This is a genomic window from Pseudomonas sp. MM227 (genome assembly GCF_947090715.1).
Taxonomy (GTDB): Bacteria; Pseudomonadota; Gammaproteobacteria; order Pseudomonadales; family Pseudomonadaceae; genus Aquipseudomonas; species Aquipseudomonas baltica.
On record NZ_OX352319.1, the window covers coordinates 132374 to 153615 of the forward strand.

The following is a 21242-nucleotide window of genomic DNA, read 5'->3' on the forward strand; positions in this document are numbered from 1 at the left end:
AATATTCGCACCCTCCCGATGAATATCGACAAGCTCCAGCTGAACATCAGCAGCGGCATGGTGGTCGCTTCGCGGCACTGGCGCCGTATCTGTCAGGCCACCCTGGCCAATTACGGCGTGTCCGAAGCCTGCGCTGTGCCGCTGTTGCTCATCGTGCGCCTGGGCGACGGCGTCCGGCAGGTTACGGTTGCCCAGGCGGCCGGCCTGGAAAGCCCCTCGCTGGTGCGGCTGCTCGACCAGCTCTGCACGGCCGGCTTCGTGGTCCGCACCGAAGACCCGACCGACCGCCGCGCCAAGGCACTGAGCTTGACCACCAGCGGTCGCGATCTTGCCGAGTCCATCGAAGGTGAGTTGGTGCGCCTGCGCCGCGAAGTGCTCAAGGACATCGCCCCGGCGGATCTGGAAGCGGCATTGCGTGTGGTGCGTGCCTTCGAGGAAGCGGGCCAGGGCACGCCGGGTGGCTATCCGTGAAAGGTTTCTTCAGCGACGTACCACCGGCCCGGGACTGGTTCTACGGCGTGCGAACCTTCGCCGCGTCGATGATTGCGCTGTACATCGCCATGCTCCTGCAGATGCCACGGCCCTACTGGGCGATGGCCACCGTCTACATCGTCTCCAGCCCCTTCGTCGGGCCCACCAGTTCCAAGGCGGTGTACCGTGCGGTAGGCACTTTCACCGGCGCTGCCGCTGCGGTGCTGTTCGTGCCGCTGTTCGTGCAGACGCCCTTCCTGCTGGCCACGGTCATTGCTCTGTGGACCGGCACGCTGCTGTACCTGTCGTTGCACCTGCGCACGGCCAACAGCTACGCCTTCATGCTGTCGGGCTACACCCTGCCGCTGATCGCCCTGCCGGTGGTGGACAACCCCACCGCCGTGTTCGACATCGCCAGCTCGCGTTTCCAGGAGATCTGCCTGGGCATCGTCTGCGCCGCTGTGGTGGGCGCAATGTTCTGGCCGCGTCGGCTCACGCCGGTGTTCATCGGCGCCGCCGGCAAGTGGTTCGAAGATGCCGCCGGCTACAGCGACCACTTTCTGGCGCGCGACGTGAAAGCCGACGAGGTAGGCCCGCTGCGTTCGGCCATGGTCGGCACGTTCAACTCGCTGGAAATGATGATCGGCCAGCTTCCCCACGAAGGCGCGCGGCCGCAGTTGGTGCGCAACGCCGGGGAGCTGCGCGGGCGCATGATCCACCTGCTGCCGGTCATTGATGCCTTGGACGATGCGCTGTTTGCCATCGAACGCCGCACCCCCGACCTGGTGGCACGCCTGGCGCCGGTCATGGCCCTGGCGCGGCAGTGGCTCAAGGACAGCGTTGACGACCCCAGCCAGGCCCGCTGGCAAGCCCTGCGCGATGAGCTGCAGGCCATCCGCCCGAGCCCTGCGCAACTGGACGATCGTCGTGAGCTGCTGTTTTCCAACGCGGTGTACCGACTGGGCGAATGGGTCGATCTGTGGCAGGACCTGCGCAGCCTCGAACGGGCGATCAAGACCGATAGCCGCGTGCCTTGGCGGGCAGTCTACCGGCACTGGCGCCTGGGCCGACTCAAGCCCTTCCTGGATCGCGGCCTGATGTTGTATTCGGTGTTTTCCACGGTCACGGCGATCATCGTCGCTTCGGTACTGTGGATTCTGCTGGGCTGGACCGACGGTGCCAGCGCGGTGATTCTGGCGGCGGTGGCCTGCAGTTTCTTCGCGGCCATGGACGACCCGGCGCCACAGATCTACCGGTTCTTCTTCTGGACCGTGATGTCGGTGGTGTTTGCCAGCCTCTATCTGTTTCTGGTGCTGCCCAACCTGCATGACTTCCCGATGCTGGTGCTGGCCTTCTCGGTGCCTTTCATCGTCGTCGGCACGCTGACCGTGCAGCCACGTTTCTTCCTCGGCACCTTGCTGACCATCGTCAACACGTCGTCGTTCATCAGCATCCAGGGCGCCTACGACGCGGACTTCATGACTTTTGCCAACAGCAACCTGGCAGGTCCTGTCGGGCTGCTGTTCGCGTTCATCTGGACCCTGGTGGTGCGCCCCTTCGGCGTGGAGCTGGCGGCCAAGCGCCTGACCCGTTTCAGTTGGCGCGACGTGGTGCATATCACCCGTCCGGCGAGCCTGGCCGAACAGCGGGCGATGGGTGTGCAGATGCTCGACCGGTTGATGCAGCACCTGCCGCGCCTGACCATGACCGGCCAGGACACCAGTGCCGCGCTGCGCGATGTGCGCGTGGCGCTGAACCTGCTCGACATGCAGGCCTACAGCCCGCGGGTGCCCGCTGCCGTACGGCCGTTGCTGCATCAGGTGATAGAAGAGGTGGGCGGGTATTTCCAGGCCTGTCGCAAGGCCAGTGAACGCCTGCCTGCCCCCATGGGTCTGCTCATGACCATGGACCGCGCGCGCCGTGGCCTGACCGTGCAAGCCATGGGCGAGGCCGAAGAAGCCCGCGAGCATTTGCTGCACGCGCTGAGCGGTCTACGCCTGGCGCTGCTGCCAGGTGCCGAAGTGGTCACCGAGGCGGGCGATGCCGCCGAACACCTGCCGCATGGCATCGATGGAGCACCGCTGTGATTGGTGAACTGGATATCAGCGGGATCTTCCTGCCCACCGTGCTGGTGATGATGGTGTTCACCTACGGCCTGTTTCTGTTGCTGCATGGCGTGCTCAACCGCCTGCATTTCTACCGCCTGGTCTGGCACCGGGCTCTTTTCAACGTCGCTCTCTACGCTGTGCTGCTCGGCGCGGTAGACGCCATCTGTCGAAGCCTGATGCTATGAAAAAACCGATCCTCACCTTTGGCCGCCTGGTCCTGACCCTGCTGTTCGTGTGCCTGGCCGCGTTCATCGTCTGGCGCATGGTGATGTACTACATGTATGCGCCCTGGACCCGTGACGGGCACGTGCGCGCCGACATCATCCAGATCGCGCCGGACGTGTCCGGCCTGATCGAACACGTCAACGTGCACGACAACCAATCGATCAAGGCCGGTGACGTGCTGTTCACCATCGACCAGGACCGCTTTCGTCTGGCCCTGCGCCAGGCCCAGGCGAGCATGGCCGAGCGCAAGGAAACCCTGGCCCAGGCCGAGCGCGAACTACGGCGCAACCGCAGCCTCGGCAACCTGGTGGCCCGCGAGCAGCTGGAAGAGAGCCAGTCGCGCCAGCTGCGTGCCCAGGCCGCCTTGTCCGAGGCCCAGGTTGCGGTGGATGCCGCGCAACTGAACCTCGATCGTTCGGTGATCCGCAGCCCGGTGGACGGCTTCATCAATGATCGCGCACCCCGTCCACACGAATTTGTCACCGCAGGCCGCGCCGTGATGGCCGTGGTGGATGGCACCTCGTTTCATATCGATGGCTATTTCGAAGAGACCAAACTGGGCGTGATCCATGTTGGCCAGGCGGTAGACATTCGCATGATGGGTGACAACACCCGCTTGCAGGGCCGGGTGCAGAGCATCTCGGCCGGCATCGAAGACCGCGATCGCAGCAGTGGCAGCAACCTGCTGCCCAACGTCAACCCCGCCTTCAGCTGGGTGCGTCTGGCACAGCGGATTCCGGTGCGCATCGCTTTCGAGAACCTGCCCGACGGCTATCGCCTGATTGCCGGCCGCACCGCCACGGTGTCCATCATCGAAGACGGTGCGGTGGCGGGAGCGACGCCATGAGCAAGGCCCTGCGCCTATCCAGCCTCGCTGCCGCGCTGTTGCTGTCGGCCTGCCAGATGGTCGGGCCCGACTACCACACCCCGTCGGAGGCCGCGCTCAACCGCAGTGACCTGCAGGGTGCGCTGGCCGAAGGTGACAGCAACGTGGTCTCGGCACCGGTGCCGCAGGACTGGTGGAAGCTGTACCACGACCCGCGCCTGGATGCGCTGGTGCGCCAGGCCATGGCCTCCAACACCGACCTGCGCGTGGCGGCCGCCAACATTGCCCGTTCGCGCGCGCAGATCGAGCAGGCCCAGGCCGAAGGCGGTTTCGACTTCAACGCCAAGGCCGAGGCGCAGCGGTTGCAGGAGTCGGGCGAGGCGTTCCTGATGACGGAAAAGTTGCCTGTGGATAACCTGGGCAGCGCGTCCATCAACCTGTCCTATCAGTTCGACCTGTGGGGCACGCTCAAGCGCGGCATCGAAGCGGCGCGCGCCAATGCCGATGCCACACAGGCGGCTGCCGACACGGCGCGCATCACCGTGGTGGCGGATGTGGTGCGTGCCTATACCCAGGTGTGCGCGGCCAACGAGGAATACGAGATCGCCCGGCACTCGCTGCAGTTGCAGCAAGAAGGCGTGCAGCTGACCCAGCGCCTGCGCGATGCCGGCCGTGGCGACGAGACCCAGGTCACCCGTTCCGAAACCCAGTACAAGTCCCTGGGCGCAGAGCTGCCGCGCTATCAGGCATCACGCCAGGCGGGCCTGTACAAACTGTCGATGCTGCTGGCGACACCGGTGGCACAGCTTCCGGCCGATGTGGTCGGGTGTGCGGAACTGCCCCACATCAGCCAGCTGATGCCGGTCGGCGACGGCGCCGCGTTGCTCAAGCGCCGTCCCGACATCCGCCAGGCCGAACGCCGGCTGGCGGCAGCCACCGCTAACATCGGTGTGGCGACCGGGCAGTTGTATCCAGACATCAGCATTGGCGCCACGGTTGGCACGGTCGGTATTCTCGACGACCTTGGGCACCCGGCCACCAACCGCTGGGGCATCGGCCCGTTGATCAACTGGAATGTTCCCACCAACGGGGCGCGTGCGCGGATTCGTGAGACCGAAGCCTCGACCCAGGCCGCCTTGGCCAATTTCGACGGTGTGGTACTCAACGCCATTCGCGAAACCCAAACGGGCCTGGCGCAATACGCTGCCCTGCTGCAGCGCCGCGATGCCCTGGCCGACGCTGAGCAGTCAGCGAAGCAGGCAGCGGATCAGACGCATCGGTTCTTCACAGCCGGCCGTGCATCGTTCCTGGCGGATCTGCAGGCAACGCGCACCTATACCGATGTGCGTGGCCAACTGGCGGCGGCCAACACCCAGGTGGCCATGGAGCAGATCAACCTGTTCCTGGCCCTGGGCGGTGGTTGGGAAAGCGCCCGGCAGGCGCCGGGCGCGCGTTGAGTCGGGCCACGTTGGTCGGGCTGGTTGAATGGGCCGGTTGAGGGGCTTAGAAGCCTTCCAGAACGATCTTGCCCTTGGCCTTGCCGCTTTCGATCAGCTCGTGAGCGCGGATCAGGTTGGCGGCATTGATCGCGCCGTAGTGCTCACCCAGAGTGGTACGCAGCACGCCGCTGTCGATCAGTTCGGCCACTCGCTCGAGCAGCTCGTGCTGCTTGATCATGTCCGGGGTCTGGAACAGTGAGCGTGTGAACATCAGCTCCCAGTGCAGCGACAGCGCCTTGCGCTTCATCGGCATCACGTCGAGGCTCTTCGGATCATCGATCAGGGCTAGCTGACCCTGGGGGCGCAGGGCCTCGATCAATTGCGCGAAGTGCGTGTCGGTGTGGGTCAGGCTGGCGACATGGTCGACCTGGCCGACGCCGATGGCTTCCAGCTGCGCCACCAGCGGCTTGCTGTGATCGATGACATGGTGGGCGCCCAGGTCGGTCACCCACTGGCGTGTTTCGTCCCGCGAGGCGGTGCCGATCACGGTCAGCCTGGTCAGCTTGCGCGCCAGCTGGGTGAGGATCGAGCCGACGCCACCGGCCGCGCCGATGATCAGCAGGCTCTGGCCTTCGCCACCGCCCTCGGGCACGCCCAGGCGGTCGAACAGCAACTCCCACGCGGTGATCGAAGTCAGCGGCAGGGCGGCGGCATGGGCGTTGTCCAGGCTTTGCGGCTTGTGCCCGGCGATGCGCTCGTCCACCAGATGCAGCTCGCTGTTGCTGCCGGGACGGTCGATGGCGCCGGCGTAGAACACGCTGTCGCCGACCTTGAACAGGCTCACCTGATCGCCCACCTGCTGAACGACGCCGACCGCATCCCAGCCCAGCACGCGCGGCTCGGTGACGGCGGCGCCGCTGCGCACCTTGGTGTCGACCGGGTTGACCGAAATGGCCTGGACCTGCACCAGCAGATCACGCGGGCCCGGGGTGGGCGCGGGCAGTTGCAGGTCGGTGAGCACGGATGCCGTGCCGTTCTGGGTATACGCAATGGCTTTCATAAGGGGTTCCCAAGTGGGTGCTATGGGTCGGGGCGCCCTTCGCAGAGGGCGCTCGCGGGTCACGAAAAGGGCAGAGGACTAGGCGGAGCGCATTTCCTGAGTATCTCGCTGCATCGACTGCAGGTTGCGTTCGATGTTCTCACACAGCGAATCCATCTGGATCTGATGTTCGCTGACCTTGAACGGACTCTGCAAGTCGGTGCCGATCCGCTCGATGGCCAGCAGCATGAAACCGACCACGGTAGACGCCAGCGGTGTGAACCATTCCAGCGAATCCACCAGGCCGATCGGTACGATCAGGCAGAACACGGTGATGAACAGGCGCGGAAAATAGACATACGGGTAGGGCAACGGCGTGTTGGCGATACGCTCCATGCCGCCTTGGCAGTTGGAGATGTCCACCAGCGTCGACTCCAGGCGCGCCAGGCGGATGCTGTCCAGGCGCCCGGCCTTGTACTCGCGGGCCAGCAAGGCCGCCGAGCCGGTCAGCAGGTCGTTGGAAAAGTTATTGGTGCTGTCGCGTCGTTCGAATTCTTCGGCGCTGATGAAGGCTGCCACTTCCGGTGGGCAGGGTATGTGCCGTACGTGCGCTGCCAGGCAGTTTACATAGGCCACATGGCGCCGCAGCAAGGTGGCCTTGACCGGATTCACGTCATCGCCCGCGTCGTCGATCAAGGTCAGCACCTGGCGCGCATAACTGCGCGACGCATTGACCAGCAACCCCCACAGCGTTCGCGCTTCCCACCAACGGTTGTACGCACTGCTGTTGCGAAAGCTGATCAGCACGATCAGCGCCGAACCCAGCAGCGTCAGCGGCATGATCGGCAGGCTCAGCTTGGTGTTGAGAAACAGCATGAAGTCGACGGTCACCGCGATATCCCACAGCAGCAGCCAGAACAGCGACCAACCGACGTAGCCCATGGTCTTGATAATCAAACGGTATTTCTTGGCGATTGCTTCTTTCATAAGCGGACCCTAGGCGATGAGCGTGCCTAGGTCGGACGCCGGCTTTGCCACAAGGTTCGTTGCACGCTAACGAATGGCCGTTACCAGTTGCTACAGGCCAATACTGGCACTTCAGGCATGCCCGCGGCGGGCGAACAGCAGGCCAACGCCTGCCAGCCCCAGCAAGCCACCACAGGCGCGATTGAAGCGACGTTTGGCCTGCACCGTATTCAGCCAGCGCTTGAGGTTTACGCCCAGGTACGCATACAGCCCAACCGCGACCCATTCCAAAACCAGAAACAGCGCGCCGAGCACCGCAAACTGGGCCCCAACGGGTTGTTGCGGATCGACGAACTGCGGCAGGAACGCGGTAAATATCAGGATCGCCTTGGGGTTACCCGCGGCGATCAGGAACTCGCGGCGCAGCATCCGCCACAGGTTGGTACCACCGGCCGTGGAGTCCGCTGCCATGTCGACGGGCTCGCTGGTCCACAGGCTCCACGCCAGCCACAGCAGGTAGAGCGCGCCCACCGTCTTGATGGCCAGAAACAACCATTCGGATGCAAACAACACCGCCGCCAGCCCCATTGCCGCCAGCGCGATCATCGCGCTGAATGCTACCAGCCGCCCGAACCCGGCCAGGCACGCGGCCCTGTAGCCGTGGTGGGCGGCATTGTTGATGGACAACAGGTTGTTTGGCCCTGGGGCCATGTTCAGGGCAAAGCAGGCGGGGATGAAAAGCAGGAGGGTGGTGAGGTCCATGGGGCTTTCCATTGACAGTGATTGGAACGAATGAGCCGGCCAAGCCGCTCGCATTGGCTTATAGGTAGTCAAAGTAGTCGACGTTCTCTATAAAGTTGCCGAAAAAATAGAAAATGGTCCACCAGTTCTTGACCTGACTCGTTATTTGCCACCCATAAAAAAGCCCCGAGCTTTCACTTGAGGCTTTGATATTGAGTCCGCGGTCCTTGCTGCTGACTTAGTTAAAGCACGAACTTACTCATCAGCCCCTGCAAATGCACACCCAGTCGCGCAAGTTCAACACTGGACGATGCGGTTTCTTCACTCGCCGACGCTGTCTGCTCGGAGATATCCCGGACATTGATCACGCTGCGGTTGATTTCTTCAGCCACTGCGCTCTGCTCTTCGGCAGAGGCGGCTATCTGCTGGTTCATTGATTCGATGGTTGCAATGGAGCGGCTGATGTTGCCTATCGAAGTGCCTGCATCACGAGTCAGCGCCACGCTGTCATCGGTCAGCAGGCGGCTGTTTTCGAGGGTGGTGGCTACTTGTGCAGTTCGGCTGTGCAGGCCGTCGATCAGGGTGGCAATTTCTTCGGTGGAAGTCTGAGTACGTTGGGCGAGACTTCGGACTTCATCGGCGACCACGGCAAACCCACGTCCGGCCTCGCCCGCGCGGGCGGCTTCGATGGCGGCGTTGAGTGCCAGCAAGTTGGTCTGCTCGGCAACCGCCTTGATCACGTCGAGCACGCCACCGATCTTGTTGCTCTCTTGTTTCAACTCATCCATGGCCACTTTGGATCGACCGACTTCAGCCGCAAGCGTTTCGATTTGAAGCACGGCCTTGGACACCACGGCATCGCCTTCGCGCACTTCCTTGGAAGCGCTAACTGCCGCATCCGAAGCCTGCTCTGCATTTTTCGCCACTTCCTGAACGGTCGCTGCCATTTGATTCATGGCAGTCGCTACCTGATCGGTTTCACTGCGCTGGCTATTGACCCCGGCGCTGGTTTGCTCGGTGACGGCTGAGAGCTGTTCGGCCGCGCCTGCGATCTGAGTGACGCCATCACGCAAGCCGCCTATCAACTGGCGCAGGTTCAAGGTCATCTGGTACATGCTGGTCTGCAGCATGCCGATTTCGTCCTTGCGCGTGCTCGGCTCATTGTGGGTCAGATCACCGCGGGCCACACGGTCAGCCAACTGCAGTGTCTCGCGCAGTGGTACGACTATTAGGCGAGTGATGATCCACGCCGCCAGTGCACTCATGACGAGTGCTGCGGTGAGCCACAAAATCAACATCCGGTTGGCCTGATTGACGTCTGCAAGGCGCAGGTCGACCTGGTTCTGCGCCAGTTGGTTGGCCGAACCGAGCAGGACTTCGATGTTCTTCGAGATCCCAGCCTGGCCCTGGTTGATGGTGGCTTGCGAAGACGAGAATCCATTGATGGCGGATCCATAGGCGTTCATCGAGTCCACCAGGCTGGCGACAGCGGAGGTATCCAGGCCGGAACTTGTCAGGTTTTTCATGTAGTCGGAGGCTGCGGCAATCGAGGCGACGGCCAGCTGTTGAGCCTCGGGTTTAAGGGTGTAGGTGTACCCACGAACATCGAAGCGCATCTTTTGAAACAGCATGATTGCCCGGAGCACTGCATCGCGTTGCGCGGCGTCGCCATCCATAGAATTGGCCCGCCCATTCAGCTGTCGCAACTTGGCGTCTGCGGTGTCGGCCGCAGTGCCGAAGACATCTCTGCTGGCTTCACGCGTGTGGGTGGCAGCAATGATGCTGTTGTAATGATCCTTGTATTCCTTCATGGCCGCCATGGCCGCTTTCACGTGAGGAATATTAAGCTCGGAATTCAATACGCTGTTGAGGTAGGCGAGATGGTTATCGAGATTTTCGTAGGCTTTCAGCCAAGTCGTGGCATTGGCGTCGTCAGAGGTCTGGCCATAGACCAGCCGTGCTATGCGCATGTCTCGCGTCAGTGTGCTGAGCTTGGCAATGTCCGTGATGCGCTCGCTGCGCTCACTCATGGAGGCGATGCCTCTCCAGCCCGTCAAGGCGATCAATACGGTAAGTATGATAACTAGTGTGAAGCCAAGTATTAACTTCGATCTGACCGTTAAGTTGGTTAAAGCACTTTTCAACATGTGAGCCTCTCGAAATCGCTGTTTTAGTTTCTTCGGTCGGCTCCTCCATGCCAGTGCTGCGTTCATCCAATCGGCAGCGCAGAGGGAATCTTTAGCGAAGATTTTCACGAAAATGAGGTTTTCTTACATGCTGCTTGAAGCATAAAAAGTTCAATTTTTTTAATATTAAATGTATCGGGTCGAAGCGCCAGGAAGCTACTGCTCGTTCGCAGAATGGCAGCAACAGCGTCACGTTGGGGTGGGCCTGACGCCATAGACACGAACACTGACGTTTGTACCCGACGTGCGTGCGCCATTTTTGGATGCGAAAATGATTTGAAAGGGTGCGAGGGGTTGAAGCGATCAAGCTGAGATCGTGCAGCACAAGGACGTGCTGGACGAAAAGGAGAAGATGGTGCACCAGACGGGATTCGAACCCATGACCCCTGCCTTCGGAGGGCAGTACTCTATCCAGCTGAGCTACTGGTGCGACGCGGGCGCCATGATACCCATGTCGGGGGTGGTCGTCCATTGCGATAACCGGCACATCGTTTGTAATCTGCTACGGTGACACTCGCGCAAGCCGGGCATACCCAGGCTTGCAAGGCTTGTCGTTCTTTTTTTCGAACGGCTATTGTCCTTTACCGCCATAGATCCTAGGATTCGTTTGAGATTTCAAACGCTCTTGTCTGGTTGCTGATGCGCATGCGTTCATCCATGCGGTATTTCACCTCAGCCCGGGCGCCTTTTCATCCCTCCATTCGTGCCGTCACGTACGGCGCCATCAAGGAAGCCGACATGCAGCTCAAAGATACCTCGTTGTTCCGCCAGCAAGCCTATATAGATGGTGCGTGGCTGGGCGCCGACAGTGGGCAGGCCATCAAGGTCAGCAACCCTGCTACCAACGAAATTCTCGGCACCGTGCCGAAAATGGGCGCCGCCGAAACCCGCCGCGCCATCGAGGCTGCCGACAAGGCACTGCCCGCCTGGCGTGCGTTGACCGCGAAGGAGCGCTCGAACAAGCTGCGCCGCTGGTTCGAACTGATGATCGAAAACCAGGATGACCTCGCCCGTCTGATGACCCTGGAGCAGGGCAAGCCATTGGCCGAATCCAAAGGCGAGATCGTCTATGCCGCTTCGTTCATCGAGTGGTTTGCCGAAGAGGCCAAGCGCGTCTACGGCGACACCATTCCCGGCCACCAGCCGGACAAGCGTCTGATCGTGATCAAGCAGCCAATCGGCGTGACCGCCGCCATCACCCCGTGGAACTTCCCGGCCGCGATGATCACCCGCAAAGCGGGCCCGGCGCTGGCCGCAGGCTGCACCATGGTGCTCAAGCCTGCCTCGCAGACGCCGTTCTCGGCATTGGCGCTGGCTGAGCTGGCCGAACGCGCAGGCATTCCCAAGGGTGTGTTCAGCGTCGTGACCGGCAGCGCTGGCGACATCGGCAGTGAGCTGACCAGCAACCCGATCGTGCGCAAGCTGAGCTTCACTGGCTCGACCGAGATCGGTCGCCAGTTGATGGCCGAGTGCGCCAAGGACATCAAGAAAGTCTCGCTAGAGTTGGGTGGTAACGCTCCTTTCATCGTGTTCGACGATGCCGACCTGGACAAGGCGGTCGAAGGCGCGATCATTTCCAAGTACCGCAACAACGGCCAGACCTGCGTCTGCGCCAACCGTATCTATGTGCAGGACGGCGTTTACGACGCGTTCGCCGAGAAGCTGAAGGTTGCAGTGAGCAAGCTCAAGATCGGCAACGGTCTGGAAGAAGGCACCACTACCGGGCCACTGATCGACGACAAGGCCGTGGCCAAGGTCAAGGAACACATCGCCGACGCGGTCAGCAAGGGCGCAACCGTACTCACCGGTGGCAATGCGCTGCAGGGCAACTTCTTCGAGCCGACCGTGCTGGTCAACGTCTCCAAGGATGCCGCCGTGGCCAAGGAAGAAACCTTTGGCCCGCTGGCGCCACTGTTCCGCTTCCAGGACGAGGCCGAAGTGATTGCCATGTCCAACGACACCGAGTTCGGCCTGGCGTCGTACTTCTATGCCCGCGACATGAGCCGCGTGTTCCGTGTTGCCGAGGCGCTGGAATACGGCATGGTCGGTATCAACACCGGCCTGATCAGCAACGAAGTGGCGCCGTTCGGCGGCATCAAGGCCTCGGGCCTGGGCCGCGAAGGCTCCAAGTACGGCATCGAAGATTACCTGGAAATAAAATACCTCTGCATTTCGGTGTAACCCACCGCGCAGAACCCTTGGCGGCCGGCGGCCGCAGCAGTCGATCATCGTATGCTGCTGCGGTACTTACCGGCCGCTTTATCCTTGAATCACGCCGACCGATGAGCGGCGAATGAGGAATGTCATGAGCAAGACCAACGAATCCCTGATGCAACGCCGCCAGGCTGCCGTGCCACGCGGTGTGGGCCAGATTCATCCGATCTTTGCCGAGTCGGCGCAGAACGCCACGGTTACCGACGTCGAAGGTCGCGAATTCATCGACTTTGCCGGCGGCATCGCGGTGCTCAACACCGGTCACGTTCATCCGAAGGTGATCGCTGCTGTGCAAGCGCAATTGCACAAGCTGACCCACACCTGCTTCCAGGTGCTGGCTTACGAGCCCTACGTTGAAGTCTGCGAGAAGATCAACGCCAAGGTACCCGGCGATTTCGACAAGAAGACCTTGCTGGTCACCACTGGCTCCGAAGCGGTCGAAAACGCCATCAAGATCGCCCGCGCTGCCACTGGCCGTGCCGGGGTGATCGCCTTCACCGGCGCCTACCACGGCCGTACCATGATGACACTGGGCCTGACCGGCAAGGTCGTGCCGTACTCGGCTGGCATGGGCCTGATGCCCGGCGGTGTGTTCCGCGCGCTGTACCCTTGCGAACTGCACGGCGTCAGCGTCGACGATTCGATCGCCAGCATCGAGCGCATCTTCAAGAACGACGCTGAACCGCGTGACATCGCAGCGATCATTCTCGAGCCGGTGCAGGGTGAGGGCGGTTTCTATGTCGCGCCGAAAGCCTTCATGCAGCGTCTGCGCGCCCTGTGCGACCAGCACGGCATCCTGCTGATCGCCGATGAAGTGCAGACCGGCGCAGGCCGTACCGGTACGTTCTTCGCCATGGAGCAGATGGGTGTCGCACCCGACCTGACCACCTTCGCCAAGTCCATTGCTGGCGGTTTCCCTCTGGCCGGGGTATGCGGCAAAGCCGAGTACATGGACGCCATCGCTCCAGGCGGCCTGGGCGGCACCTACGCGGGCAGCCCTATCGCCTGCGCGGCAGCACTGGCCGTGATGGAAGTGTTCGAGGAAGAGAACCTGCTCGATCGCAGCAAGGCAGTCGGCGAGCACTTGGTGGCGGGCCTGCGCGCCATCCAGGCCAAGTACCCGGTGATTGGTGATGTGCGCGCACTGGGCGCGATGATTGCCATCGAGCTATTCGAAGGCGGCGACACCCACAAGCCGAACGCCGCAGCAGTGGCCCAGGTCGTTGCCAAGGCGCGCGACAAGGGTTTGATTCTGCTGTCGTGCGGTACTTACGGAAACGTCCTGCGCATCCTGGTTCCACTGACTGCGCCTGACGAGCTGTTGGACCAAGGCTTGGCCATCATCGAAGAGTGCTTCGCTGAGCTGGCGTGAGTGATGTGAATGCTTGGTAGGAAAAACCCGCTTCGGCGGGTTTTTTATGGGGTGGTTTTAGTTTGCACCTCGTTTGCAGCCAGGCGCGTCATGCGCTAAAACCCTCTGCTGAATCCGTTTTTTTGCAGTACCGTTCATACTCACCATCGAGAGTCATGCTGTCATCCCTGGCCCATGGAGTGCGCCTATGAATACCGCTACCAGCATGCCTCCTCGTGTGTTGATCGCCGAATCCGACCCTTGGATGCGTGATCTGTTGTCGCAGATGCTGCTCGATGTACGTTGCGATGCGCGCCTGCAGGCGTGCGCCACGGGACCTGAGGCGCTGGAGCATCTGCGCGAGCCACCGGACTTGGTGATTGCAGCGCGCGAGTTGCTGGGCATCAGCGGTCTGGACTTGCTGCGCGGAGTGCGCAAGAGCCCTCGTCTGTCGGCCTTGCCGTTCATCTTGTTGAGCGAGCGCAGCGACAGCGCGAGCGTGCGCGAAGTGCTGCCCCTAGCGCCGACGGCCTATCTGACCAAACCCTTGAATATGACCAGTTTGAAGGCGCGCCTGCAGACGCTGTTGTCTGGCTCCGCAGAGGTGGTGGTTTGCCGGATTCCGCAGATCGCTGCCGGTACCACTTTGGAACAGTATCTGACGCGTCGCCGCCTGGACTGCGACGGTGGGCCGCTGCTGTGCGACGTGCAGGCGGCGGTACAGCGGGCGCTAGGGCCACAAGGCTTGAACCTAAAGGTGCTGGAAGCCAACGTGCGCAGCGACCCGCAAGTCACCGGGGTGCTGGTGAGCGCCGCTAACAGTGCGGCGAAACAGGGCGCGGCGCCGGTGTTGACGCTGATGCAGGCCTTGCAAGCGCTGGGCCCTACGCAGAGCATGAATCTGCTGCTGGGCATGACCACCCGGCCCAGTGCCTACCTGAGTGACCCGCTGCTGCTCGAACAAGCCGAAATCTGCTGGAACCGCTCGACCCACACAGCCGAATTCGCTCGCAACATTGCCCATCAACAGAATGTGGACGAGTGGCGCTGCTATTGCGCAGGCGTGTTGCACTGCCTGGGCGATCTGGCGCTGCTGCGCGTTTTGCAGGAATGGCGTCTGGCAGGCGGTGAGCTCGACCACACGAAGCTGACTTACGCGCTACGAACGTTTGGTGCGCCTTATGGCTCGGAATTGCGCCGACGCTGGCGATTGCCGCTCGAGCTGCGCGAGATGATCGCCGCGGCCTACCAGTTGGGCGGCGGGGTGTACACAAGGGAAAAACTGATCGTGAATATTGCAGCGCAGATGGCATCGCTGGGCGCCGACGAAGACGTCACCCAGATAGCCCAAGGCAAACCAGCACGGTTGCTCAAGATAGGCGTGTCGCAGCTGAACTGGTGGCGGGGCGCGCCAATGATTCGCTGATGCCCTGGACTACGTCGGGACATGAATAACGGCCTCTATCTGACCACGGGCCTTCGCGGTGATTGAGAGAGGTGGGGATCAACCACCCCAGCAATGGTCGAATATTGTCTGGGCGATCCAGGGCAGGTCACGCTGATATTCTGGAAATACCTCGAAGCGGCCGAGCATGCGGTCTACACATATGAACGCTTTTTGGCCAGACCCGGCAATGGTGCAGATACCGCCAAGGCTAACATTGCCTTCGCGCGATACTGATACAGGTAAAGTATAAAGGCTGTCACATGATTGTATTTTGGTAGCGCTTTTGTTCCATAGTGCAATATCTCTGAATTCTTGCGTTACAGATTTCCAGTCTTCCGGATCTACTGTCATCAAAACCGAGTTCGCTGGCGGAAATTCGAGCTCTGACTCACTGCCTGCAATAGCTGCAGTGGAAAGCAGTATGAGCTGGATAAGTATAAATAATTGTTTCATGTGTAACTCCTTGAGTGGTTATTCTCCGTCGTTCCATGGAAAAGTAAACCATGATCTAAGGTATGACTCAAGGAAGTGAATATGTCTTTTGATAAAAAAATATAGTTGGCTAGCACAGCACTCCAACCAATTGGCTTAGATTTAGGTAGATAATCCTGCAAATTGATATAATATAATTAGATTTCTAGTGGACAAGAAGCGATCAATTGATATCGGATCCAGCCACCCGCCGTCACATGCACAGGAAGTATCTCCGATCCAGGATTCGGCGCCGATTGTCAATGGTTACAGGGTCAGGACTGGATCCGAAAGCGATCATATGGTTAAGTGAAAAATGAATCGGTGGTTCTAACTAGCCATCGCTTCCATCTGCTCAAAATCTAAGATAGGGCACGCAATTGCCACTGGTGTCCATAGGACTACAGCTCGATAGCGGGAGGCCACACTGATGAACATTCTGACGGATATTTCGGGACTTTCATCAGGCGTAAATATAAACAAAATTGCTCAAGACAAACCAGCACGGTTGCTCAAGATAGGCGTGTCACAGTTGAACTGGTGGCGGGGCGCGCCAATGATTCGCTGATGCGCTGGGCTATGCCGGGACATGAATAAAGGCCTCTATCTGATCACTGGCCTTGGCGGCGATCGAGAGAGGTGGGGATCACCCACCCCAGCAATTGTCGAAAATCTTCTGTGCGATCCACGGCAGGTCACGTTGAAATTCTGGAAATACCTCGAAGCGGCCTAGCATGCGGTAGGTGCATATGAATACCTTTTGGCCAGAGCCTGCGATGGTGCAGATTGCGCCAAAGCTGACATTGCCTTCGCGGGATGTGGTCACCGGCAAACTATAGAGGCTTTCGCATGACTGGATTTCAGTGGTGTTTTGATTCCAGAGGGCGTTGTCTCTGAATTCTTTCGTCACAGACTCCCAGTCCTCCCAATCAACTTTAGTTAACGTGGAGTAAGCAGGCGGAAAGCTTAGGTGATCTTTGCTGTCATAATTAGCAGTAACCGATAGCGGGACAAGCGTGGCAATCATAAATAATTGTTTCATGTGCAACTCCTTGAGTGGTAATTCTCCGTAGCTTCATGGAAAAGTAAACCATGACCTAACATATAGCTCAAGGAAACGAATATGTCTTTTCAATAGAGAACAATGAAGTTGGCTAGCACAACCTACACCCAATGGGCTTTGATCTAGGTAGATAATTCTGCAAATTGATACAACATGCTTGAATTCCCTAATGGGCCAGACGCGATCAATCCAGCACAGTTGCATAAAATAGGCGTGTCGCAATTGAACAGGTGGCCGGGGACACCAATGGTTCGCTGACTAGGCCGGCACGATCTGGTTCTTGCCTTGGCGCTTGGCCTGGTACATGGCGGCGTCGGAGCGCGAGAAGAGGGAGTCGAGCATTTCGTCTTGCGGCTGAATACTAGTCAGGCCCTGGCTTACCGTCACGCCGTAGTTCTTGCCGTTGTGGTGGAAGCTCAGGCGCTGGATTTCGCGCTGCAGGCGCTCGGCGATCTGCATGGCCATGTCCGGCGCGCAGCCCGGAAACACGGCGGCGAATTCTTCACCACCGATGCGCCCGAACAAATCGCCACGGCGCAGTACCGCACGGCCGGTTTCGGCGATGCGTTGCAGCACGTGGTCACCTTCCTGGTGGCCATAGGTATCGTTGATCATCTTGAAGTCGTCGATGTCCAGCAGCAGGAAGGCCATGGGCGTGTCGTTGAGGCGGGACTGCTCGAACTCGCGGTGGGCGCATTCGAAGAAGTGTCGACGGTTGCTGCTCTGGGTCAGGACATCGGTGGTGGCGAGGCGTTGGAGCTCGCCTTCAAGGTGCTTCTTTTCGGTAATGTCCTCGGCGATACCCACCACGATCACGCGCTGGCCTGCATCCACCTGGTGGCTGACGAAGCACTTGTCGCTGAGCCAGCGGATCTGGCCATCGGCGCTGATGATGCGGTATTCGCGGTCTTCGACGGCGCCCTTGTCGAGCACTTCGGCCAGGCTGCGATCGGCGTAGTCCAGGTCATCCGGGTAGATGCTGTCGCGCCATTCGTTGTAGTCGGCCAGCAGCAAACCCACCGAGCGGCCAAAAATCCTTTCGTAGGCGGGGCTGACGTAGATCATCTGCTGGGTTTCCCAATCGAACGCCCAGAGTACCGCGTTGACGCTGACCAACAGCGAGCTGAACAGCTGCTCGCGCTCCTTGAGCCGCGCGACCTCACCCTGGGCATGCATCAAGGCCAATAGGGTTTCAGCGGCTTCGGGTAGAGGTTTGACGGGTGTAGAAGGTAATTTTTTATTGACCATCATCACGGCATCTCAGAGGCGTTGGGATTACTGCGAACGGATGCGCGAAAAGGCGCGGCCAAGGCATGATCCCAGGCGGTAGCGCTATGAGTCTGAGAGCGAAAAATTGTAACGAAGTTCCGAACGGCGCGCCCTGGGGCCAAGGCGCACCGATAAACGGCTCAGGCTGCAGCAGGCCTCAGCGAGTACGTCTTGAGCTGGGTCGCGAAGTCGCGCAGCGAGTGAATGCCACTGGCTTCGGCCTCTTGGATCCAATCCTTGATGGCGGCGAGCATATCATGACCGTTGGAGCTGGTGCGCGCCCAGATCTGTTGCAGGGCCAGGCGCTTTTCATAGATGACGCGCAATGCATGGCTGTGTTCGAGCATCGTCTGGATGTGCAGGTGATGCCCTTCGTCCAGCAGGCTGGTTTCACGCGACAGCAGGCGCTTGGCCCGGCGGAACTGGTGACGTACCGATTCGTCGACCCTGCTCAGCTCCTGTTGCACCAGCGGCGCGATCACCAGCTTGCGGTACTGCGCCATGATCTGGAAGCGATTGTTGAGGATCGCCATGGCGGTGTCCATGTCGAGCTGGCCCTTGCCTTCCACGCGGTGGGCAATCGGTGCCACGCGCTGGACCTTGGCCAGGCGCAGCCAGGTGAACAGCTTGATCCAGGCCCAACCCATGTCGAACTCCCATTTCTTGACCGACAGCTTGGCCGAATTGGGGTAGGTGTGGTGGTTGTTGTGCAGTTCTTCGCCGCCGACGATGATGCCCCACGGCACCAGGTTGGTGGCCGCGTCGCGGCATTCGAAGTTGCGGTAGCCCACGGCATGGCCGAGGCCATTGATGACACCGGCTGCCCAGAAGGGAATCCACATCATCTGCACGGCCCACACGGTCAGGCCGAGGGCGCCGAACAGCAACAGGTCGATGACCAGCATCAGGACCACGCCAGTGTGGCGGAAGCGCGAGTACAGGTTGCGCTCGATCCAGTCTTCGGGGCAGTTCTTGCCATAGATGCGCAAGGTGTCGGGGTTTTCCGCCTCTTTGCGATAGAGCTCGGCGCCGGTACGCATCACGGTGCCCAGGCCCTTGATCACGGGGCTGTGCGGATCGTCGACGGTTTCGCATTTGGCGTGGTGCTTGCGGTGGATGGCGGTCCACTCGCGGGTGTTCTGGGCAGTGGTGAGCCAGAGCCAGAAACGGAAGAAGTGCTTGAGCCCGGCGTTGAGTTCCAGCGAGCGGTGGGCGGAATAGCGGTGCAGGTAGACAGTGACGCTGATGATGGTCACATGGGTCAGCAACAACGTGACTGCCACCACTTGCCAGGCGGACAGATCGAGAAAACCGTTGTACCACATAGGCGGGAAGGCCCTCGGTTGGGTGGGTAATGCGTGCAGCGCATTATCGACTAGCTATCAGATAAAGCCAGTCGCTCTTTTAGATAAGAGTCGCTGAATGTTTCTATTCTATAATTGGTACACATTTTGTGTGGCCGATTGACCCTATGTCTGTTTTATCTCGGGTTACAGCGCGCGGCGTTGTGATTTACCTGATTGTCTGTGTGGTGTGGTTTCTGTTGTGCAGTCGTGTGGCAAACGGCCTTTTCGGAGCGTCGTCGGCCGGATGGGGGGTTCATCTGGCCGGTTGCGGTGTGTGGTTGCTGGGCAGTGCGTTCGCCTTTGGCTGGCTGCGCGCGCGGCAGGCCAACCGCGAAAGCCGACGTTTGTCGGCAGCGGTTTTCGACTGCACCGCCGACGGCGTGCTGGTGACCGACACTGCAGGGCGCATCCTGCAGGTCAACCGGGCCTTCATGGCGATCACCGGGTATGCCGAGGACGAAGTGCTCGGGCAGAACCCGAACACGTTCAAATCCGGGCAGCATCCGCCGGCCTTCTATCAACAGATGTTTCGCACGCTGGCCGAGCACGACCAGTGGAGCGGCGAGATCTGGAACCGTCGCAAGGGCGGCGACAGCTACCCGCAGTGGCAGACCATCCGCGCGATCCGCGATGATCGGGGCAAGCTGAGCCACTATGTGGCGGTGTTCTCCGACATCAGCGCGATCAGGCATTCGCAGCGCGAGCTGGCCCATCTGGCACACCATGATCCGCTGACCGGGTTGCCCAATCGCCTGCTGTTCAGCCACCGCACCGAGCACGCCTTGAGTACGGCCCGGCTTGCGCAACGCTGCTGCGCGTTGTTGCTCATCGACCTCGACCACTTCCAGAACGTCAACGACAGCTTCGGTCATGGCGTGGGCGATCGGTTGCTGATGGCTGTGGTCGAGCGTTTGCAGTGCGGGTTGGGCGAGGAGGTGACCCTGGCTCGGCTGGGCGGCGACGAATTTGCCGTGCTGATGGAAGGCGAGTTGCGCACAGGGCAGGCGACGGCGCTGGGGCAGGGGTTGCTCGAAGGCCTGCGCGCGCCCTTCGCCATCGACGGGCACACCCTGTTCATCAGCGCCAGCATGGGCATCAGTCTGTTTCCCGACGACGCGCAGGGTGCCGAGCAGCTGTTGCGCAACGCCGACTCGGCGCTGTTCCAGGCCAAGGCACGGGGCCGTTCGAGCTATGCCCTGTATACCCAAGAGCTGACCACCCGCGCCCAGCAGCAGATCGAAGTGACCGCAGAACTGCGCCAGGCCCTTGCCGACGGGCAGTTGCGGGTGCACTACCAACCGGTGCATGCCCTGCGCGACAAGGCCATGGTCGGGGTGGAGGCGCTGGTGCGCTGGCAGCACCCGGAGCGCGGCCTGGTGCCGCCAGGGCAGTTCATACCGATTGCCGAGCGCAGTGGTTTGATCGCCGAAATCGACACTTGGGTGCTGGCCACCGCGTGCCGCCAGATGCGGCAGTGGCAGGTCGAGGGCAAGGCACTGGATTTCGTCGCGGTGAACATCTCTAGCCGTCTATTCGGCCACCATGATCTCTACCGGCAGGTCGAAAGGGTCCTGGCCGAGACGGAACTGGCGCCTGCGCATCTGGAACTGGAAGTGACCGAAAGTGCGGTGATGGATGATCCGGACCGCGCACTGGAGCAACTGCATCACCTGCGCGATCTGGGTTTGCAACTGGCGATCGACGACTTCGGCACCGGTTATTCATCCTTGCTCAGGCTCAAGCGCCTGCCGGTCCACAAACTCAAGATCGACCAGGGTTTCGTCGCCGGCCTGCCCGGCGACGAGGACGATGTGGCGATCACCACGGCGATCATCGCGCTGGCGCACAGCATGGGCATGCAGGTGCACGCCGAGGGCATCGAGCAAGCGAATCAGGCGCAGTTCCTGCTGGAGCACGGTTGCGGACTGGGCCAGGGCTATTGGTTCGGCCGTCCGGTGCAAGCCGCTGCGCTGCAATGGCAGGTCCAATAGGCACAGATAAAAACTTTTGGTTATATGAAAATTCTTAAACAGTATTTTTAAGAATAATAGGACCGCTCTACTATCGCGCTCACGCCACC

The 21242-nt window shown here is 60.7% G+C and carries 18 protein-coding genes and 1 tRNA gene; 10 read left to right on the forward strand and 9 right to left on the reverse strand.

Annotation, left to right across the window (positions count from 1 at the left end):
* Positions 1-18 precede the first annotated feature (18 nt).
* The 5 genes from ONG87_RS00555 to ONG87_RS00575 are packed head-to-tail and all read left to right on the forward strand — an operon-like array spanning position 19 to position 5087.
* Positions 19-471: a MarR family winged helix-turn-helix transcriptional regulator gene (locus ONG87_RS00555; RefSeq protein ID WP_122480647.1), complete on the forward strand. Its 453-nt coding sequence runs from the start codon at positions 19-21 to the stop codon at positions 469-471.
* Positions 468-2558: an FUSC family protein gene (locus ONG87_RS00560; protein WP_264382021.1), complete on the forward strand. Its 2091-nt coding sequence runs from the start codon at positions 468-470 to the stop codon at positions 2556-2558. Before ONG87_RS00555 ends, ONG87_RS00560 begins: the two co-directional genes overlap by 4 nt.
* Positions 2555-2764 carry a DUF1656 domain-containing protein gene (locus tag ONG87_RS00565; RefSeq protein WP_043191852.1) on the forward strand — a complete coding sequence of 70 codons (210 nt, stop codon included), beginning with the start codon at positions 2555-2557 and terminating at the stop codon, positions 2762-2764. Before ONG87_RS00560 ends, ONG87_RS00565 begins: the two co-directional genes overlap by 4 nt.
* A complete protein-coding gene (locus ONG87_RS00570; RefSeq protein ID WP_122480645.1) occupies positions 2761-3651 on the forward strand; it encodes an HlyD family secretion protein in 891 nt (296 codons plus the stop codon). The genes ONG87_RS00565 and ONG87_RS00570 overlap by 4 nt, the downstream gene beginning before the upstream one ends.
* Positions 3648-5087: an efflux transporter outer membrane subunit gene (locus ONG87_RS00575; protein ID WP_122480644.1), complete on the forward strand. Its 1440-nt coding sequence runs from the start codon at positions 3648-3650 to the stop codon at positions 5085-5087. Before ONG87_RS00570 ends, ONG87_RS00575 begins: the two co-directional genes overlap by 4 nt.
* A 46-nt stretch (positions 5088-5133) precedes the next feature.
* Here ONG87_RS00575 and ONG87_RS00580 read toward each other — a convergent pair whose 3' ends face one another.
* The 5 genes from ONG87_RS00580 to ONG87_RS00600 form a co-directional block, all read right to left on the reverse strand.
* A complete protein-coding gene (locus tag ONG87_RS00580) occupies positions 5134-6129 on the reverse strand; it encodes a zinc-binding alcohol dehydrogenase family protein (RefSeq protein ID WP_264382022.1) in 996 nt (331 codons plus the stop codon).
* Between the two features lie 78 nt (positions 6130-6207).
* Positions 6208-7095 (reverse strand): bestrophin family protein, encoded by an 888-nt coding sequence (locus ONG87_RS00585; RefSeq protein ID WP_264382023.1) that lies wholly within the window; start codon positions 7093-7095, stop codon positions 6208-6210.
* 111 nt (positions 7096-7206) lie between these two features.
* Positions 7207-7836 carry a LysE family translocator gene (locus ONG87_RS00590; protein WP_122714237.1) on the reverse strand — a complete coding sequence of 210 codons (630 nt, stop codon included), beginning with the start codon at positions 7834-7836 and terminating at the stop codon, positions 7207-7209.
* Positions 7837-8057: 221 nt separating this feature from the next.
* Entirely contained in the window at positions 8058-9962 is a 1905-nt protein-coding gene (locus ONG87_RS00595) for a methyl-accepting chemotaxis protein (RefSeq protein WP_264382024.1), read from the reverse strand.
* Positions 9963-10354: 392 nt separating this feature from the next.
* Positions 10355-10431, reverse strand: a tRNA-Arg gene (locus ONG87_RS00600).
* A gap of 308 nt (positions 10432-10739) precedes the next feature.
* Here ONG87_RS00600 and gabD point away from each other — a divergent pair.
* From gabD to ONG87_RS00615, 3 genes are all read left to right on the forward strand, one after another.
* Positions 10740-12182 carry an NADP-dependent succinate-semialdehyde dehydrogenase gene (gene gabD / locus ONG87_RS00605; RefSeq protein ID WP_122480676.1) on the forward strand — a complete coding sequence of 481 codons (1443 nt, stop codon included), beginning with the start codon at positions 10740-10742 and terminating at the stop codon, positions 12180-12182.
* Between the two features lie 124 nt (positions 12183-12306).
* Positions 12307-13587: a 4-aminobutyrate--2-oxoglutarate transaminase gene (gene gabT, locus ONG87_RS00610; protein ID WP_122714248.1), complete on the forward strand. Its 1281-nt coding sequence runs from the start codon at positions 12307-12309 to the stop codon at positions 13585-13587.
* A gap of 187 nt (positions 13588-13774) precedes the next feature.
* On the forward strand, positions 13775-14992 hold the full coding sequence (locus ONG87_RS00615; RefSeq protein WP_264382025.1) for a response regulator: 1218 nt from the start codon (positions 13775-13777) through the stop codon (positions 14990-14992).
* 78 nt (positions 14993-15070) lie between these two features.
* On the opposite strand, the gene ONG87_RS00620 is transcribed toward ONG87_RS00615, so the two are convergent.
* On the reverse strand, positions 15071-15466 hold the full coding sequence (locus ONG87_RS00620; protein WP_264382026.1) for a hypothetical protein: 396 nt from the start codon (positions 15464-15466) through the stop codon (positions 15071-15073).
* A gap of 448 nt (positions 15467-15914) precedes the next feature.
* Between ONG87_RS00620 and ONG87_RS00625 the strand changes: the two genes are divergently transcribed.
* Positions 15915-16052: a hypothetical protein gene (locus ONG87_RS00625; protein ID WP_264382027.1), complete on the forward strand. Its 138-nt coding sequence runs from the start codon at positions 15915-15917 to the stop codon at positions 16050-16052.
* A gap of 78 nt (positions 16053-16130) precedes the next feature.
* Here the strand turns inward: ONG87_RS00625 and ONG87_RS00630 are convergent, their stop codons facing one another.
* From ONG87_RS00630 to desA, 3 genes are all read right to left on the reverse strand, one after another.
* Positions 16131-16526 carry a hypothetical protein gene (locus tag ONG87_RS00630; RefSeq protein WP_264382028.1) on the reverse strand — a complete coding sequence of 132 codons (396 nt, stop codon included), beginning with the start codon at positions 16524-16526 and terminating at the stop codon, positions 16131-16133.
* Between the two features lie 279 nt (positions 16527-16805).
* The gene (locus ONG87_RS00635) at positions 16806-17795 is read right to left on the reverse strand and encodes a sensor domain-containing diguanylate cyclase (RefSeq protein ID WP_240998864.1); all 990 of its coding nucleotides are present in this window, start codon (positions 17793-17795) and stop codon (positions 16806-16808) included.
* Between the two features lie 161 nt (positions 17796-17956).
* On the reverse strand, positions 17957-19141 hold the full coding sequence (gene desA, locus ONG87_RS00640; protein ID WP_122480636.1) for a delta-9 fatty acid desaturase DesA: 1185 nt from the start codon (positions 19139-19141) through the stop codon (positions 17957-17959).
* Positions 19142-19287: 146 nt separating this feature from the next.
* Here desA and dibA point away from each other — a divergent pair, with 146 nt between their 5' ends.
* Positions 19288-21153 carry a phosphodiesterase DibA gene (dibA, locus tag ONG87_RS00645; protein WP_264382029.1) on the forward strand — a complete coding sequence of 622 codons (1866 nt, stop codon included), beginning with the start codon at positions 19288-19290 and terminating at the stop codon, positions 21151-21153.
* Positions 21154-21242 lie beyond the last annotated feature (89 nt).